Consider the following 15,686-nt stretch of genomic DNA (forward strand, 5'->3'; position numbering starts at 1 on the left):
CCCTACAACTCATTCAACGAGCGCCATATCCGCGGGGCAGCTACGGGTTATTTTCATGATGGGATTGAGAAAGACACTCCTTTCACTGAGCGTTGCGGCAATGGCGGCCGTTTCCGCGCCCGGCTTCGGCGGGGTCACGACGGCTCACGCGAGCGAAATCAAATACGTCGTTAACGACATTGCCATCACCAGCTACGACATCCAGCGCAGGGCGGCTTTCCTCAAGCTGCAGCGCAAGCAGGGCAATCTGAATCAGCTTGCCGGCGATGAGATGGTGAACCAGACGCTCAAGCACGCGGAGATCCAGCGGCTGGGCATCAAGGTCAGCGACGAGAACGTGGCCGCGGCCTATGAACGCTTTGCGAAGTCGAACAAGATGACGACAAAGCAGCTCGACGGCATCATGAACCAGGCGGGCGTGACTCCCCAGCACTTCAAGGAGTACATCAGAACCCAACTCGGCTGGAACCAGGCTCTGACTCGCCGGTTCCGGGCGCAGGGCGGCGCCCTGAGCGAGCAGGAGGTCGTCCGCAAGATGCTGGAGAAGGGCGGCGCCAAACCGTCCGCGACCGAGTATATGCTGCAGCAGGTGATTTTTGTCGTCCCCGCTTCCGAGAAGGGTTCCATCGGCAAGCGCAAGCGCGAGGCAGACGCATTGCGCGCCCGCTTCTCCGGATGCGATCGGACGCGCGAATTCGCCAAGGGGCTGGTCGACGTGACCGTGCGCGACCTCGGTCGCGTGCTCGCACCGGAATTGCCCAAGGAATGGGCCGATCAGATCAAGGCTATCAACACCGGCGGAGCGACGCCGGTGCGCGAGACCGAACGCGGTGTCGAATTCATTGGTATCTGTAGCGCCAAGGAAGTATCCGACGACCGGGTTGCCAAGTCGGTGTTCAACGCCGAGGGAACGGACGACGAGAAGGCGGACGAACTCGACAAGAAGTACTCCGAGGAACTTCGGAAGCGGGCCCGCATCGTCCAGCGTTGATTGGCACCGCTCCCTCGAGGCTGCCAGCCCCTGTCGTCCGTGACCGGCAATCGGGAAAACCGAAATGGCCTCCCAATCACCCATCCTGCCGCTCGCGATGACGCTCGGAGAGCCGGCCGGGATCGGCCCGGACATCGCGCTCGCGGTCTGGATGGCGCGCACGAAGCTCCACATCCCGCCGTTCTACCTGATCGGGGACGCAGCGTTCCTGACGTCGCGGGCCCGCCGCCTGGGGTATACGGTACCCATAGTCGAGACCGCACCGGCCGAAGCCACCCGCCTGTTCCCCAACGCGCTGCCGGTGGTTCCGATCGGATTTCCTATCGACGATCGTCCCGGCGACCCTAGCCAGTCTACTGTTCAAGCCGTGGTCGGGTCCATTGACCGTGCCGTGGAGGATGTCTTCGAGGGCCGCGCGGCTGCCATCGTCACCTGCCCAATTTCGAAGAACGTCCTCTACGGAGGCGGGTTCGCCTTTCCCGGACATACGGAGTACCTTGCCGAACTGGCGCTCAGGCGCACCGGCGAGAAGCGGCATCCGGTCATGATGCTGGCCGGCCCGGATTTGCTCGTCGTGCCCGTCACGATCCACATCCCCTTGGCCGAAGTGGCGTCAGCGCTGACTCAGGACATGATCGTTGAGACGGGCAGGATCGTCGGAAACGCCCTCAAGGCACAGTTTGGGATTCCACGTCCCAGATTGGCCATAGCCGGCCTCAACCCTCATGCAGGGGAAGGCGGCACGATCGGCAGGGAGGACGAGGAGATCGTCCGGCCCGCGGTCGAGGCGCTACGGAGCGAGGGCTTCGAAGTGGCGGGTCCCCTGCCCGCCGACACGATGTTCCACAGCCGCGCGCGCAGCACCTACGATGCGGCGCTCTGCATGTATCACGACCAGGCGCTCATCCCGGCCAAGACGCTCGGCTTCGACGACGCGGTGAATGTGACCCTCGGCCTGCCTTTCATTCGCACCTCTCCCGATCACGGTACGGCGTTCGAGCTCGTCGGCAGCGGAAAGGCGTTGCCGGACAGCCTGATAGCGGCCCTCAAGCTTGCCGCGAAGATGGCTGCACGGTCGACGCAATGACGCTGTCGATGGACGGGCTCCCGCCGCTGCGGGAGGTGATCGAGGAACACGGGCTCCAGGCGCGGAAATCGCTTGGACAGAATTTTTTGCTCGATCTCAACCTGACGGGCAAGATAGCCCGCGCGGCCGGCCCGCTGGAGGACGTCACGGTGCTGGAGGTAGGCCCCGGTCCCGGTGGACTGACGCGGGCGCTGCTCATGCATGGCGCCAAGCGGGTTGTCGCTATCGAGCGCGACGAGCGGTGCCTGGCAGCCTTGGCGGAGATTTCGGCGCATTATCCGGGGCGGCTGGAGGTCGTCTCCGACGATGCGCTCAAGGTCGACATGGCAGCACTGACCGGCGGCGGCCCAGTCAAGATCGCCGCCAACCTGCCCTACAATATCGGTACCGAGTTGCTGGTCCGCTGGCTCACGATGCCGAACTGGCCGCCTTTCTACGAGTCGCTCACGCTGATGTTCCAGAAGGAAGTAGCCGAGCGGATCGTCGCCAAGCCTGGAAGCGCAGCCTATGGGCGGCTGGGAGTGCTCGCGGGCTGGCGGGCCGATGCCCGAATCCTGTTCGACATCCCTCCGCGCGCCTTCACACCGCCGCCGAAGATCACCTCGTCGGTGGTTCAGTTGATCCCGAAAGCCGATCCCCTCCCCGCCGACCTGCGCAAGCTGGAACGGGTAACGGAAGCGGCGTTCGGCCAGCGCCGCAAGATGCTGCGCCAGAGCCTGAAATCGCACGGCGGCGAGGCACTGCTCGCCACGGTCGGAATAGATGCAACCCGCCGGGCGGAGACGCTCAGCATCGAAGAATTCGTGTCGCTGGCGAACGCGCTCGGAGAATGAAAAACGGATCGTTCGCCTGGCGACACTCCTAGCAAGAGGCATGATGCTTGTGCATAGCTAGCATCGTCGCAATATGTGCTTGGAGAATGTCAGAGAACAGGCGCGATGTCACAGGCAGCGGACTACCCGGATCTTTATTTCACCCGAGAACAGCTCATGCTTTCTCCCGAGGAGACATTAGAGGTCGCCAAGGACCTGATGAATTGCTCCCCTCCGGCCTCGGCAATCACCGACACCGATCGAGCCTTTGTGCAGCGTGCCTTGCTCATTGTTGTCGACAAGAGCGAAAAGACCACGGCGATGTTCGACGTCTTTGCCTCTTTCATGACGAAGGCGCCATCCGGCTCCGTCCTGAAGATCGCAAAGAGCCTCGCCAAGCGTACGGCGAGGCGCTGGTTCAAGAAATACATCGATGATACGCCGAAATACAGCGCCGTCGGGAGAGCCGGCTTCCTGTACTACAGCGCGATGCCGATGGAATGGCGGGTGAGAGTGGCAACCGGTGATGTGGGGATGATCACCAACTATCTGCTGGCCAGATAGCGCCAAATACAATGCTTGCGCGCCCCGCACTCGAGGGCAGCAGCAAAGGCGACCAGAGCATCGTAGGAATCAGTCAGGTCGTCTTTTCGTCCAGAAGACCCGCCACGAAATCGAACAGGCCGGAGTTGCGGTCGCGGCGCAGTCGTTCGGCCGTGACGATCGCCTTCACCTCGGCGAATGCGGGCTGGAGGTCACGGTTGACGACGACATAGTCGTAGTCGCGCCAATGCTCGATCTCCAGCCGGGCGTTCTCCAGCCGGCGCTCGATCGTCTCGTCCGAATCCTCGGCGCGTCTCTTCAGGCGGTTCTTCAGTTCGCTCATCGACGGCGGCAGGATGAAGATCGAGACGATGTCGGCGCGCATCTTCTCCTTGAGCTGCAGCGCGCCCTGCCAGTCGATGTCGAACAGCATGTCGCGGCCCTCGGCCATGGCCGTCTCGACCGGCTCGCGCGGGGTCCCATAGCTGTTGCCGTGGACCTCCGCCCATTCCAGCAGGGCATCGGAATCGCGCAGGCGCTCAAACTCGCGCTGGGACACGAAGCGATAATGGACGCCGTCGATCTCGCTGCCGCGGCGCGCGCGCGTGGTCACGCTGACGGACAGGCTGAGCTCATGATCCTTCTCGAGCAGGTTGCGGGCGATCGTCGACTTGCCGGCGCCCGAAGGCGACGACAGCACCAACATCAATCCGCGCCGGCGAATCCCGGCAGGTACAGGCGCCGCTCCCATCGTCACTCCAAATTCTGGACCTGTTCGCGGAACTGATCGACGACGGCCTTCAATTCAAGCCCGATCGCCGTCACGCTCGCCGCATTCGATTTTGAGCAGAGCGTATTCGATTCCCGGTTAAATTCTTGTGCCAGGAAATCGAGCTTCCTGCCGATCGGCCCACCGGCCGCCAGCAAGGCACGACCCGAGGCCACATGGGTTTTCAGCCGGTCGATCTCTTCCCGTATGTCGGCCTTCGCCGCAAGGAAGGCCGCCTCCATGTGAAGGCGCGTCTCATCCAATCCGGCAGCGGCATCCATCAGCAAGGCGACCTGCTCCGCGATTCTGGCCCGGATGGTGGCCGGCTCGCGAGACGGATCGGCTTCGGCCCGCTCCACAAGCGCCTCGATCGCATCGAGATGGCCGAGAAGCAATACACGCAGCGCGTCTCCTTCCGACTGGCGAGCGATCTCCAATTCGGCGATCGCCGCGCCGAGCACGGTCAGGATCGCGCCGTCCACGGCGGCGCGGCTCTCCTCCGTCTCGAGCGCTTCCGGCGGCTCGAGCACGCCCCTCAGCGCCAGCAGGCCGTCGGCCCGGGCCGGCGCCAGCCCGTACTGCTCCTCAAGACGCTTCGCAAGGCCGGCGAGATCCTTGAGGAAGGTCTCGTTGATCACCGGCTGCGCAATGCTTCCAGCAGCCCGACCGAGGGTGAGGGTGGCCTGGAAGTTGCCGCGCGCAAAGCGCCGCTGAAGAGCCTGCCTCGCCGCCGCTTCGAGCCGCTCCCAGCCGGGCGGAAGACGCAGCCTGATCTCGACGGTCTTGCCGTTAACCGATTTCAATTCCCAGGCGATCGCCAGCCCGTCCCTTTCGCCGGTGGCCCGCGAAAAACCGGTCATGCTCTGGAGGTTCATTCCGCAGATTCCTTGGGATGGACGATTGATGCCCTTGCGTCAGGTCAGTGGCCTGGCTATTTCGGGGCAGCGATCGAGGCTCAGTTGCCTTCCTAACCCCCTTTTACTGGGCTTCGTTCGCGGCACCCTCGGCGGGCTGCTGACCGGATTTGACGGACTCGGCCTGCTGCTTCTGGACCTGGCGCCAGCGAGCCACGTTCTTATTGTGCTCCTCCAGCGTCTTGGCGAACACGTGCCCGCCGGTGCCATCCGCCACGAAATAGAGATCTTCCGTGTCCAGAGGATTGGCTACGGCCTGCAGTGCCGCGCGTCCGGGATTGGCGATCGGCGTCGGCGGCAAGCCGTTGATCACGTAGGTATTGTAGGGCGTCGGCTTCTCGATATCCGACTGATAGATCGCCCGGTCGGCCGGCTTGCCGGCGCCGCCGAACAATCCGTAGATGATGGTCGGATCGGACTGCAGGCGCATCTTCTTGCGCAGCCGGTTGATGAACACCGAAGCGACATGAGGCCGCTCTGAGTCGATCCCTGTCTCCTTCTCGACAATCGAGGCGAGCGTGACGAACTCATCCACGGTCTTGACCGGGAGGTCGGGAGAGCGCTTCGCCCAGATCTCTTCGATCAGCTTGGCTTGCTGCTCTCGCATCTTGGCGATGATCGCCTTGCGTTCCTCGCCCCGGGTGAAGCGTTGCGTATCGGCCGCAAGGCTTCCCTCTGGCAGCAGTTCCTTGGGCATCTCGCCGCTCAACGCCTCGTGCTCAGCGATCCTGCGGAACGCCTGCGCCACGGTCAGGCCTTCCGGAATGGTGAGCGAATGGAGGATCGACTTGCCGCTCTGCAGCAGTTCCATCACGTCGCGCATCGAGGCGCCGGCCTGCACTTCATACTCGCCGGCCTTGAACGTCTTCTCCCCGCCATAGGTACGCACGCCGATCCGGAAGATCGTCGCGTCCGTGATGAAGCCGTTCTGCTCCAACTGCGCCGCGATCTGGCCAACGCCGCTGTTCGGCTTGACCAGAAACGCCTTGGCCTGGGTAGTCGGCCCGGGCGCCTCGAACGCCTGCTTGCCGAAGTAGAGCGCGGCGCCGGCGGCTACGACTGCAAATACCACCAGTGACATCATGAAGTTCATGAAGACGATGATCTGGTTGCGCGATGCGCGCGACCGCCGGGGCGGAGGCGGCGTGCCAGGTTCCGGCCGCAACGCCTCCCTGGCCGTCTTGGGCGTGATCTGTCGTGGAGATTCAGGAGCAGTCGGAGGCTCGGAACGCCGGCCAAATTCCGTCGAACTGGTCTGGGTGTCGCTCATTGCCTCGAACTGTCCGTACAAGCCGCGCCGAGACTAAGCGCGAATATGGCAAAATTCCCGCAGCCCCGCAGGACTGCGGGGCGGCTCAGGCCTCGTAGCGGCGGAACACCAGCGAGGCGTTCGTTCCGCCGAACCCGAAGGAGTTGGACAGAACGACGTCCACCTGCCGCTTGCGGGCCGTGTTCGGCACCAGGTCGATCGCGGTCTCGCGCTCCGGATGCTCGAGGTTGATCGTCGGAGGCGCGACGTTGTCGCGGATCGCCAGAACGCTGAAGATGGCTTCGGCAGCACCCGCGGCCCCCAGAAGGTGACCGATCGCCGACTTCGTCGATGACATCGAGATCTTCGACGCCGCGTCCCCAACGAGCCGCTCGACTGCGCCGAGTTCGATCATGTCCGCCATGGTCGAAGTGCCGTGAGCGTTTATGTAGTCGACGTCGGCGGGTTTCAGGCCGGCACGCTTGAGCGCCGCCGTCATGCAGCGGAACGCACCATCGCCGTCCTCCGAAGGAGCGGTGATGTGATACGCATCCCCGCTCAGGCCGTAGCCGACGATCTCGCCGTAGATCTTGGCGCCGCGGGCTTTCGCGTGCTCCAGTTCCTCAAGAACCAGCACGCCGGCCCCCTCGCCCATCACGAAACCGTCGCGGTCACGATCCCACGGCCGAGAGGCCGTCTGAGGTGTCTCGTTGCGATCGGTCGAAAGCGCCCGACACGCCGCGAAGCCTGCAAGCGACAGGCGCGTGACCGGCGCCTCGGAGCCGCCCGCCAGCATCACGTCGGCATCGCCCAGCATGATCAGGCGGGCCGCGTCGCCAATGGCATGCGCGCCCGTCGAGCAGGCGGTGACCACCGCGTGATTCGGGCCCTTCAGCCCGTGCCTAATGGAAACCTGGCCGGAGACGAGATTGATGATGTTGCCCGGTATGAAGAACGGGCTGATCCTGCGTGGGCCGCGCTCCTTGAGCATGATCGCATTGTCGGCGATGCCGTCGATGCCACCTATGCCGGAGCCGATCATCACGCCCGTGGCGTTGCGGTCTTCCTCGCTCTTCGGCTCCCAGCCTGAATCCTTCAGCGCCTCGTCGGCGGCCGCGATCCCATACAGGATGAAATCGCCGACCTTGCGGAGTTCCTTAGGCTCAAGATAGGATTCGGGATCGAAGCTGTGCTCACCACCCTCGCCGCGCGGAATGACATGGGCGATCTTGCAGGGAAGATCCTCCACCTCGAAGCTGTCTACGCGACGGCAGGCGCTCTTGCCGGCGAGGACCTGGCTCCAGCCATGTTCCACGCCGACACCGAAGGGAGACAGCAGCCCCAATCCGGTGATGACGACACGCCTCATCGCAACATCCCGGTAGGGTACCAGCATGCCAGAAGGATCAGGCCGAAGCCTTGTCGATGTACTTCACCGCGTCGCCGACGGTGAGGATCGTCTCGGCAGCATCGTCAGGGATTTCGACGCCGAACTCTTCCTCAAAAGCCATGACGAGTTCGACCGTGTCCAGGCTGTCCGCGCCAAGGTCATCAATGAAGCTCGCGGCCTCAGTCACCTTGTCGGCGTCAACGCCCAGATGCTCGACTACGATCTTCTTGACGCGCTCTGCGGTGTCACTCATTTTAGCTTCCTCGTCTCGAGTTGTGTGCCTTCGTTAGCGGGCGACTTGCCGCTAATCAAGCCCGAAAGATTGCGTTTGCCCGATGCAACCCCTGACCCTGGGGATTGTTTCCACGAGGGCTGCTCTCCGGCTTTGGTCAGGCGGCGCCCGCCAAGCACTGAGAGCATTTAAGCGTCTTGTGCCGGATTTCCCTGCTCAGATCATCGCCATGCCGCCATTCACATGAATGGTTTGGCCGGTGATGTAGGCTGCTTCGTCCGAAGCCAGGAAGGCGACCGCAGCGGCAACCTCATCGCCCGTCCCCATGCGCTTGCTGGGGATCGCGGCCATGATCGCCTCCTTCTGCTTCTCGTTCAGCTTCTCGGTCATGGCCGATTCGATGAAGCCAGGCGCGACGCAGTTGACCGTGACGTTCCTCGTGGCGATCTCCTGGGCCAGCGACTTGGTGAAGCCGATCATGCCGGCCTTGGAGGCGCAGTAGTTGGCCTGGCCGGGGTTGCCCGTGACGCCGACGACGGAACTGATGTTGATGATGCGGCCCTTACGACGGCGCATCATCGGATGTGTCAGTTCGCGAGTCAGCCGGAACACAGCGGTGAGATTGATCTCCAGGACGCTGTCCCAATCCTCGTCCGACATGCGGACGAACAGGCCGTCCTTGGTGATTCCCGCGTTGTTGACCAGGATGTCTACGCCTTCCAACTCGGTCTCGGCCGCCTTGCCGAGCGCCTTGACCTCGTCCCGGTCCGACAAATTGGCCGGAAAGATCTTGGTGCGCTCGCCGAGATCGGAGGCCAGTGCCTCGAGCTTCTCCACGCGCGTGCCGTGCAGGCCGACGATGGCGCCCTGCGCATGCAGGACGCGCGCGATGGCTTCGCCGATGCCGCCCGTTGCGCCGGTGATCAGTGCCTTGCGTCCCGAAAGGTCGAACATGGCTCAATTCCTCTCATTCGAGCGGGTAAGTGATGGTGAAATGCTATCCGGCGCTCAGCGGAGCGCGGCGAGTGCCGCCTCGACCTCGGCCGGGCTGCCTACCGTCGAAGTGGCAAGGTCGCGGCTGATCCGCCGGGCCAGTCCCGAGAGCACCTTCCCGGCTCCGACCTCATAGAGAGTTGTGGCCCCCTTGATCGCAAGCCACTCGATGGTCTCCCGCCAGCGCACCCGCCCGGTAACCTGCTCCACCAGACGCCGGGAAATCTCTGCCGGATCGGTGGTCGGCTGAACGATGACGTTTGCAACCACAGGCACGGACGGAACGCGAAGCTCGACCTGTGACAGCGCCTCGCGCATCGCCTCGGCGGCCGGCGCCATCAGGGCGGAATGGAACGGCGCCGACACCGGCAGCATGATTGCACGCTTCGCGCCCATATCCGTGCAGATCCCGGCTGCCCGTTCGACTGCCGACTTGGAGCCAGAGATGACAAGCTGGCCGCCGCCATTGTCATTGGCGATCTGGCAGACCGAGCCCTGGGCAAACTCGGCACATGCCTTCTCGACAGAGGACTGCTCGAGGCCGAGGATGGCGGCCATCGCCCCCTCCCCGACCGGAACCGCCTTCTGCATGGCGTTGCCGCGGATGCGGAGCAGGCGTGCGGCATCCGCTATGGTGAGGGTGCCGGCCGCGGCGAGCGCCGAGTATTCCCCGAGCGAGTGGCCGGCGACATAGCTCACCGTGCCCTTCAACGAGAAGCCCTGCGCCTCCATCGCACGGATGACGGCGAGCGACACCGCCATCAGGGCGGGCTGCGCATTGGCCGTTAGCGTGAGTGCGTCTTCCGGCCCTTCCCAGATGAGGCTCGACAGTTTCTCGCCGAGCGCCTCGTCGACTTCCTCGAACACGGCACGCGCTGCCGGAAAAGCCTCCGCGAGGTCCCTGCCCATGCCCACGGCCTGACTGCCCTGGCCAGGGAAGGTGAATGCGATCGTCATGCTGGCCCCGCCTTCTCTGCGAAAGTTCAGCGCTGCGTCTGCCGTGGCGCGAGCGCGAAAGTCAAGTCCGACCGGGTGAGGCGGAGGAACCACAGGTGTAAAAATTCCAGCCACCCATAGACAAGGCATCCGCAATTTAGCCATACGCGATAGCAACTTGTGACAGTTGAATGACATTTATATGACTGCGCGCGGGACCCCGCGCGGTCCGGGATATTGGTTCTGATTTTTCGCAGGCCGCGGTTGGGAATGAGTGTAGTGAAGGCAGACCCGCACAAGGCGGGAAGAGGGGACGCGTGGCGCCACGGATTACGCCTCGCCGGGTCGGTGGTGTTCGTCCTTCTGGTTTCGGCGCTGCTCGTTTTCGCGGTCGAACTGATCGTGCGCGGCTCGATCAGCGAGACGCTGAGGTTCTTCCAGCAGCCGTTCCGCCCGGGCTGGACGACGGTCGTCCTGTTCGCGCTGCTCATCGTGTTTGTCGACGCCCTGCTCGGGCGCCCCTACCACGCGCTGCTGATCATAGCGCCGATTGCCCTCGGCCTCGCCTTCGTCGGAAAACAGAAAGCCTTCTATTTGGGCGACCCTCTCTATCCGACGGACTTCCTCTACGCCCGCCAGATTCTGGAACTGATGCCGATGCTGGTGCGGCAGCGTCCTGTGGAGGCCGTCATCTTCTCGGTGATCGGCATTGCCGCCATCGCCCTGCTGATCGCCGCCTGGCGATACTGGCGCCTTAAGGTGCCGCGCCTGACGCTCCGGGCCCGCGGCGCGCGCCTGGCGGTCGCCGTCCCGGCGCTGATCTTCTTCGCCTCGATCATGGACTACGCGACCTTCTCATGGGCGCGCGACCGGCTACAGATTTTCCCAATGATGTGGGACCAGAAGGAGAACTACAGCAGCAACGGTTTCGCCATCGCCTTCGCCCTCAACGTGCCGATGGCAAAGGTCTCAGCGCCGAAGGGATATTCCGAAGAGGCTATCAAAGCGCTCTCACAGCAGCCGCTACCGCCCGTGGCTGCCCCGGCCGACAAGCCGGACATTATCGTGGTGATGAGCGAATCCTTCTGGGATCCGGCTCGCCTTCCCGGGACGAAGATCACCCCCGACCCGATCCCGACGGTGCGCTCGCTGATGTCGGGCCACGTGCTCTCGCCGGAATTCGGCGGCATGACCGCTAATGTCGAATTCGAGGCTTTGACCGGCTTCTCAAACGCGTTCCTGCCCTATGGCAGCATCCCCTACCAGCAATATGTCCGCACGACGGTGCCGTCGCTGGCGACCTTTTTGAAGGGCGAGGGCTACGACACCCAGGCCTTCCACCCCTTCGCCGGATGGTTCTGGAACCGCGCCTCGGTCTACCAGGCTTTTGGATTCGAGCGATTCCTCTCTGAGGAATCCCTTCCCCCGCTGGAGAAGAGAGGCCCGCTCGCAGCCGACACGGCCTTCATCGACGAGATCATCCGCACAGCGGACTGGTCCAGCCACCCGATCTTCTACTTTGCCGTGACCTTGCAGGGGCACGGGCCTTATGAACCCAACCGCTATCCCGACTCGACACTTGCGGTGGACGGGAGAATATCGGCTAAATCCAAGGAGATGCTGAAGACCTACGCCACGGGCGCGAAGGACGCCGACGATAGCCTGGCCCGGCTGATCGAATGGGCGAGCAAACGCGAACGCCACACGATCATCGCCTTCTTCGGCGACCACCTGCCGCCGCTCGGGTCCGTCTATATCGAAACCGGCTATATGAAGCGGGTCGTCGCCGACCGGAACGCCCCGCTGCCGACGCTCGCAAAGGAACACGAGACCCCGCTGGTGCTCTGGTCGAATCGAACGGGACCGGCCAAGGATGTTGGGACCATCAGCCCTTCCTTCCTGCCGCTCCATCTGATGCGCGTGGCGGGCTTTAGCCACCCCTACTATACGGGCCTGCTCGGCGCGGTTCACGACCGCTATTCGGCCGTCGATCGCAACATGCTGGTCGCCAGGACTGGCGAGCCCACTCAGAACTGGGCGCGGGAGACCGAAATCGATCCGATGATCAGGGATTTCCGCTACCTTCAGTACGACCTGATGTTCGGGAAGCGGTTTGGGGAGAGGTCGTTCTTTCCTGAGCAAGGGCTTCGAGACGACTATTCCGGTTCCTGATTTCCCTATCACCGCATAATCCAAGCCTCATGGATTACACCATATCGGTGGTAATACTTCCGGGTTATTGCCGTCGCTTGCGGTTCCGCGCACCCTGGAGTGGCTTTGTACAGCCACTCAGATGGTTTGCTCCCACCCCATCATTGGACCGCCACTTGCGCTCTGTATGGTGTTCCTTCAGGAGGCTCCGGTCTCCGCGAACGGGCACCAAAAGATAGTGCCTTCGGACCAGAACTCGGAAGACTCACTGCAATTGACCTCTGAACAGATCACCTGTCTTCAGCAGTTCAAGGACTTTCCCAAGGAGTATAGCTCGGCATACCTGGACGGCACCTGTTTCGTGACCGGCCCCGCGAGGCAGCGCCTCCGGAGCCTGCGGGCGCCGCTTCTTGATTTCGCTCCTTTGGACTTTTCAGCCAGGATCCTTCGAGCAAATTGAAGTCACTGAAAAATTGCAGCGCCAGACTGAGTAAGAGGCAGGCGCGACTCATCTCCACCCGTGCTCAAGGTCGCCGACGGCGCTAGCCGATCTCTAGCGAACGGGATCGGCTAGGCTTCCATAGTCAGCCAGCAATTAGAATCCGTAATATGCATACGGGCCTGGATACCCGCAGTATCCCCAGCCGCATCCCAGCAGCGGAACCCCTACGAACACAGCCCAATTATTGCCATGGTGGTGATGCCAGCCGTGACCCCAGTTGCCACCCCATCCGGCATGCCTCCAACCCCAGCCGCCATGGCGCCAACCCCAACCGCCGTGACGCCAGCCAGCATGTCTCCAGCCCCAGCCGCCATGGCCCCAGCCAGCATGTCTCCAGCCCCAGCCGCCATGGCCCCAGCCGCCATGACCCCAGCCGCCGTGACCACCGTGCCATGCGACATCCTCGACGAGGGAAGTCTTGGTATGGACACCGGCCAGTAGATTGTCCGGCATGGTCGGCATGATCAATGGCCCGGTAATCGCTGGGACGGACATACCTGCCAGTAGCCCGAGAGTTACTGCGCCTCTTCGCGCGAATGATGCAAGATTCGGTACCATGGGTGCCTCCGCACTCCCTCCATGGTCCCCCGGACTTATCTCAATATATCACAGGACTAGATGGACCTCCTCATCCGGCGTGGTATGAACCTGCGTCAATCCGGATCACGATTGCGCGAGCGGATCACGATCACGCGACCGCTCAAGGCTCAACAACCGCCCCCTTTGCCTTGCGATCTCGCCAAAAACCTGTATAGAGCGCGCATCTGCCGGTCCCGGCTGGGGGCTGAACGGAGGGCCGGAGGTTTTCTGAAAATCTCCGCATGAAGGTGAACGGCCTTCTGCCTCCCGTGTCTCCGCTCTCGACCGTCCATGCTCCTTTCTTCCCCTCAAGAAGGTCATCTGGCCTCGAAGGGTAAAGACAGGTTGCAGAGGCTTAGCCGCCGGAACCGCGCAGGGAAACGAAGAAAGGCAAAGACCATGGCACTTTATGAACATGTGTTTCTTGCCCGCCAGGATCTGTCGCAGCAGCAGGTCGATGCGCTTGTGGACCACTACAAGACCGTCATCACCGAAAACGGCGGCAGCGTTGGCCGGGTCGAGAGCTGGGGGCTGAAGTCCCTCACCTACCGGATCAAGAAGAACCGGAAGGCCTATTTCACGCTGATGGACCTCACCTGCCCACCGGCAGCGCTCAACGAGCTTGAGCGGCAGCAGGGTCTGTCCGAAGACATACTGCGCTTCATGACCCTCAAGGTCGAGAAGCACGAGGAAGGCCCGTCCGCAATGCTGCAGAAGCGCGAAGAGCGCAGCGAGCGCGGTTTTGGCGATCGTGACCGCGGCCCACGCGGCGGCTTCGGCGATCGCGACCGCGGCCCGCGCAGCTTCGGCGACCGCGAGGATCGCGGCCCTCGCCGCCCGCGCGAGACGACGGAAGGAGCCGAGTAAATGGTAGACATCAATCAGATCCCGACCCGGCGCCCGTTCCATCGTCGCCGCAAGACCTGCCCGTTCTCCGGCGCCAATGCTCCGAAGATCGACTACAAGGACGTGCGTCTGCTGCAGCGCTATATCTCCGAGCGCGGCAAGATCGTGCCGTCGCGCATCACCGCCGTCAGCCAGAAGAAGCAGCGCGAGCTCGCCCAGGCGATCAAGCGCGCCCGTTTCCTCGGCCTGCTGCCCTACCTGGTGCGCTAATTTAGACATGGAGGCGGGCAGTCCTGGCCCGCCTCCCCTCCTCCGCGACGGGCGCGGCGGCGGTATCGAAAAATCCCGAGTTGGGGCGTTGCCCCTAACTGCCGCAGGGCAGGACAGCGACCCCGGCTATTGCCGCCCGACCCGTCCTGCTCCTTATTCCAAAGCCCGCTGCGCGAGCGCGGGGCATGAAAGGAACAGAGACATGGACGTCATCCTTCTCGAACGCATTTCCCGCCTTGGCCAGCTTGGCGAGACCGTCAAGGTCAAGGACGGCTACGCCCGCAATTACCTCCTGCCGCAGGGCAAGGCGCTGCGCGCCAACGAAGCCAACAAGAAGAAGTTCGAAGGCCAGCGCGCCGATCTCGAGGCTCGCAATGCCGAGCGCAAGTCGGAGGCGGAGAATATTGGTGGCGGCCTCGACGGCAAGAGCTTCGTGATCGTGCGTTCCGCCGGCGAAACCGGCCAACTCTACGGCTCGGTCTCGACCCGCGATATCGCCGACCTGCTGACGGCTGAAGGCTTCAACGTCAACCGCAACCAGGTCGAGCTCAATCATCCGATCAAGACCGTCGGCCTGATCAATGTCGCGATCGCGCTGCACCCCGAGGTCGAGGTGACCGTGACGCTGAATATCGCACGTTCGACGGAAGAGGCCGAGCGTCAGGAGCGCGGCGAGACCCTCACCACCGCCGAGGCGATCTACGGCGAGGACATCAACGAGAACGCCCGCCCCGACACCTTCTTCGATCCGAACGCGGAAGAATTCGAAGGCTGATCCTTCTCGGATTGATAGATCTCGAAACGGTCGCTCCCCTCCTTCGGGCGGGGAGCGATTTTTTTTTGAGGCCAGAATTGCCGCGGTCACGCCGACCGCATGAACCTCAGGACGCCAGCCACCGCCTGTCCATCCTGCCCAGGTCGATCCGAGGGATGGGACACGCCGTCCAGCACCGGTACCTCTTCGAAGTCGAAGGGGCTGACGCCCTCGAGGCAAGCGACGTTGATCCCGTATTGGTTGGGATTGGAGCGTCGCTGATGATGGGTATAGATCCCGCATCTCGCACAAAAGTAGTGTTTGGCCGTCATCGTGTTGAACTGATACAGGGTCAGCATTTCTGCGCCTTCTCTGATCACGAGGTCCCCGACTTCGGCAGAAACAGCTATTGCACCCCGCATTCGACAATAAGAACACGAACATCGGCGAGCCGTATGCAGGCCGTCGCTAAGTCGTACCCGAAAGTGCACGGCGCCGCAGTGGCATGATCCGCTGCATTCGGTAAGGTCCCTGAAGTCCTCCGGCTTGGTCTGTTGCGATGTCACGTTCGCCTCCTTTTGAGAAGTGCGGGACGACTTGAGCATACGGACCGATGCTCGCATACCGCAAAGCGGTCGGACTGGCGCCAACCCTTGCCAAGCACTGGC

At 63.0% G+C, this 15,686-nt stretch carries 16 protein-coding genes; 8 read left to right on the forward strand and 8 right to left on the reverse strand.

The genetic code is table 11. The annotated features are described in order from the left end of the window. The first annotated feature begins 55 nt into the window (after positions 1-55). The 4 genes from HUI96_RS18545 (at position 56) to HUI96_RS18560 (ending at position 3,454) form a co-directional block, all read left to right on the forward strand. Entirely contained in the window at positions 56-991 is a 936-nt protein-coding gene (locus HUI96_RS18545; RefSeq protein ID WP_188256172.1) for a SurA N-terminal domain-containing protein, read from the forward strand. A gap of 64 nt (positions 992-1,055) precedes the next feature. After that, positions 1,056-2,078 carry a 4-hydroxythreonine-4-phosphate dehydrogenase PdxA gene (gene pdxA / locus HUI96_RS18550; RefSeq protein WP_188256173.1) on the forward strand — a complete coding sequence of 341 codons (1,023 nt, stop codon included), beginning with the start codon at positions 1,056-1,058 and terminating at the stop codon, positions 2,076-2,078. 2 nt (positions 2,079-2,080) lie between these two features. Further along, on the forward strand, positions 2,081-2,911 hold the full coding sequence (rsmA, locus tag HUI96_RS18555) for a 16S rRNA (adenine(1518)-N(6)/adenine(1519)-N(6))-dimethyltransferase RsmA (protein ID WP_188256356.1): 831 nt from the start codon (positions 2,081-2,083) through the stop codon (positions 2,909-2,911). A 105-nt stretch (positions 2,912-3,016) separates the two neighbouring features. Then, positions 3,017-3,454: a hypothetical protein gene (locus tag HUI96_RS18560; protein ID WP_188256174.1), complete on the forward strand. Its 438-nt coding sequence runs from the start codon at positions 3,017-3,019 to the stop codon at positions 3,452-3,454. Between the two features lie 73 nt (positions 3,455-3,527). Here the strand turns inward: HUI96_RS18560 and gmk are convergent, their stop codons facing one another. From gmk to fabD, 7 genes are all read right to left on the reverse strand, one after another. After that, positions 3,528-4,184 (reverse strand): guanylate kinase, encoded by a 657-nt coding sequence (gene gmk, locus HUI96_RS18565; protein WP_237684219.1) that lies wholly within the window; start codon positions 4,182-4,184, stop codon positions 3,528-3,530. Positions 4,185-4,186: 2 nt separating this feature from the next. Then, positions 4,187-5,077: a YicC/YloC family endoribonuclease gene (locus HUI96_RS18570; RefSeq protein ID WP_188256175.1), complete on the reverse strand. Its 891-nt coding sequence runs from the start codon at positions 5,075-5,077 to the stop codon at positions 4,187-4,189. A gap of 103 nt (positions 5,078-5,180) precedes the next feature. Next, positions 5,181-6,386, reverse strand: coding sequence for an endolytic transglycosylase MltG (gene mltG, locus HUI96_RS18575; RefSeq protein ID WP_188256176.1), 1,206 nt, complete (start codon positions 6,384-6,386; stop codon positions 5,181-5,183). Positions 6,387-6,471: 85 nt separating this feature from the next. Next, complete coding sequence (fabF, locus tag HUI96_RS18580; RefSeq protein WP_188256177.1) at positions 6,472-7,734, reverse strand: beta-ketoacyl-ACP synthase II; 1,263 nt, start codon at positions 7,732-7,734, stop codon at positions 6,472-6,474. Between the two features lie 37 nt (positions 7,735-7,771). Further along, the gene (locus HUI96_RS18585; protein WP_018427111.1) at positions 7,772-8,008 is read right to left on the reverse strand and encodes an acyl carrier protein; all 237 of its coding nucleotides are present in this window, start codon (positions 8,006-8,008) and stop codon (positions 7,772-7,774) included. Between the two features lie 195 nt (positions 8,009-8,203). Further along, positions 8,204-8,941, reverse strand: coding sequence for a 3-oxoacyl-[acyl-carrier-protein] reductase (gene fabG / locus HUI96_RS18590; protein WP_188256178.1), 738 nt, complete (start codon positions 8,939-8,941; stop codon positions 8,204-8,206). Between the two features lie 54 nt (positions 8,942-8,995). Continuing rightward, on the reverse strand, positions 8,996-9,937 hold the full coding sequence (gene fabD, locus HUI96_RS18595) for an ACP S-malonyltransferase (protein WP_188256179.1): 942 nt from the start codon (positions 9,935-9,937) through the stop codon (positions 8,996-8,998). A gap of 249 nt (positions 9,938-10,186) precedes the next feature. Between fabD and HUI96_RS18600 the strand changes: the two genes are divergently transcribed. The 4 genes from HUI96_RS18600 (at position 10,187) to rplI (ending at position 15,039) form a co-directional block, all read left to right on the forward strand. Continuing rightward, complete coding sequence (locus HUI96_RS18600; RefSeq protein ID WP_188256180.1) at positions 10,187-12,088, forward strand: LTA synthase family protein; 1,902 nt, start codon at positions 10,187-10,189, stop codon at positions 12,086-12,088. 1,459 nt (positions 12,089-13,547) lie between these two features. After that, positions 13,548-14,015, forward strand: coding sequence for a 30S ribosomal protein S6 (gene rpsF, locus HUI96_RS18605; RefSeq protein WP_188256181.1), 468 nt, complete (start codon positions 13,548-13,550; stop codon positions 14,013-14,015). Next, positions 14,016-14,264, forward strand: coding sequence for a 30S ribosomal protein S18 (gene rpsR / locus HUI96_RS18610; RefSeq protein ID WP_188256182.1), 249 nt, complete (start codon positions 14,016-14,018; stop codon positions 14,262-14,264). It abuts the gene before it with no gap. Positions 14,265-14,466: 202 nt separating this feature from the next. Further along, entirely contained in the window at positions 14,467-15,039 is a 573-nt protein-coding gene (rplI, locus tag HUI96_RS18615; protein WP_188256183.1) for a 50S ribosomal protein L9, read from the forward strand. An 86-nt stretch (positions 15,040-15,125) separates the two neighbouring features. Here rplI and HUI96_RS18620 read toward each other — a convergent pair whose 3' ends face one another. Further along, positions 15,126-15,584 carry a GFA family protein gene (locus HUI96_RS18620; protein ID WP_337918460.1) on the reverse strand — a complete coding sequence of 153 codons (459 nt, stop codon included), beginning with the start codon at positions 15,582-15,584 and terminating at the stop codon, positions 15,126-15,128. Between the last annotated feature and the right edge of the window lie 102 nt (positions 15,585-15,686).

It is taken from the genome of Pseudaminobacter soli (ex Zhang et al. 2022) (assembly GCF_014595955.1).
Taxonomy (GTDB): domain Bacteria; phylum Pseudomonadota; class Alphaproteobacteria; order Rhizobiales; family Rhizobiaceae; genus Kumtagia; species Kumtagia pseudosoli.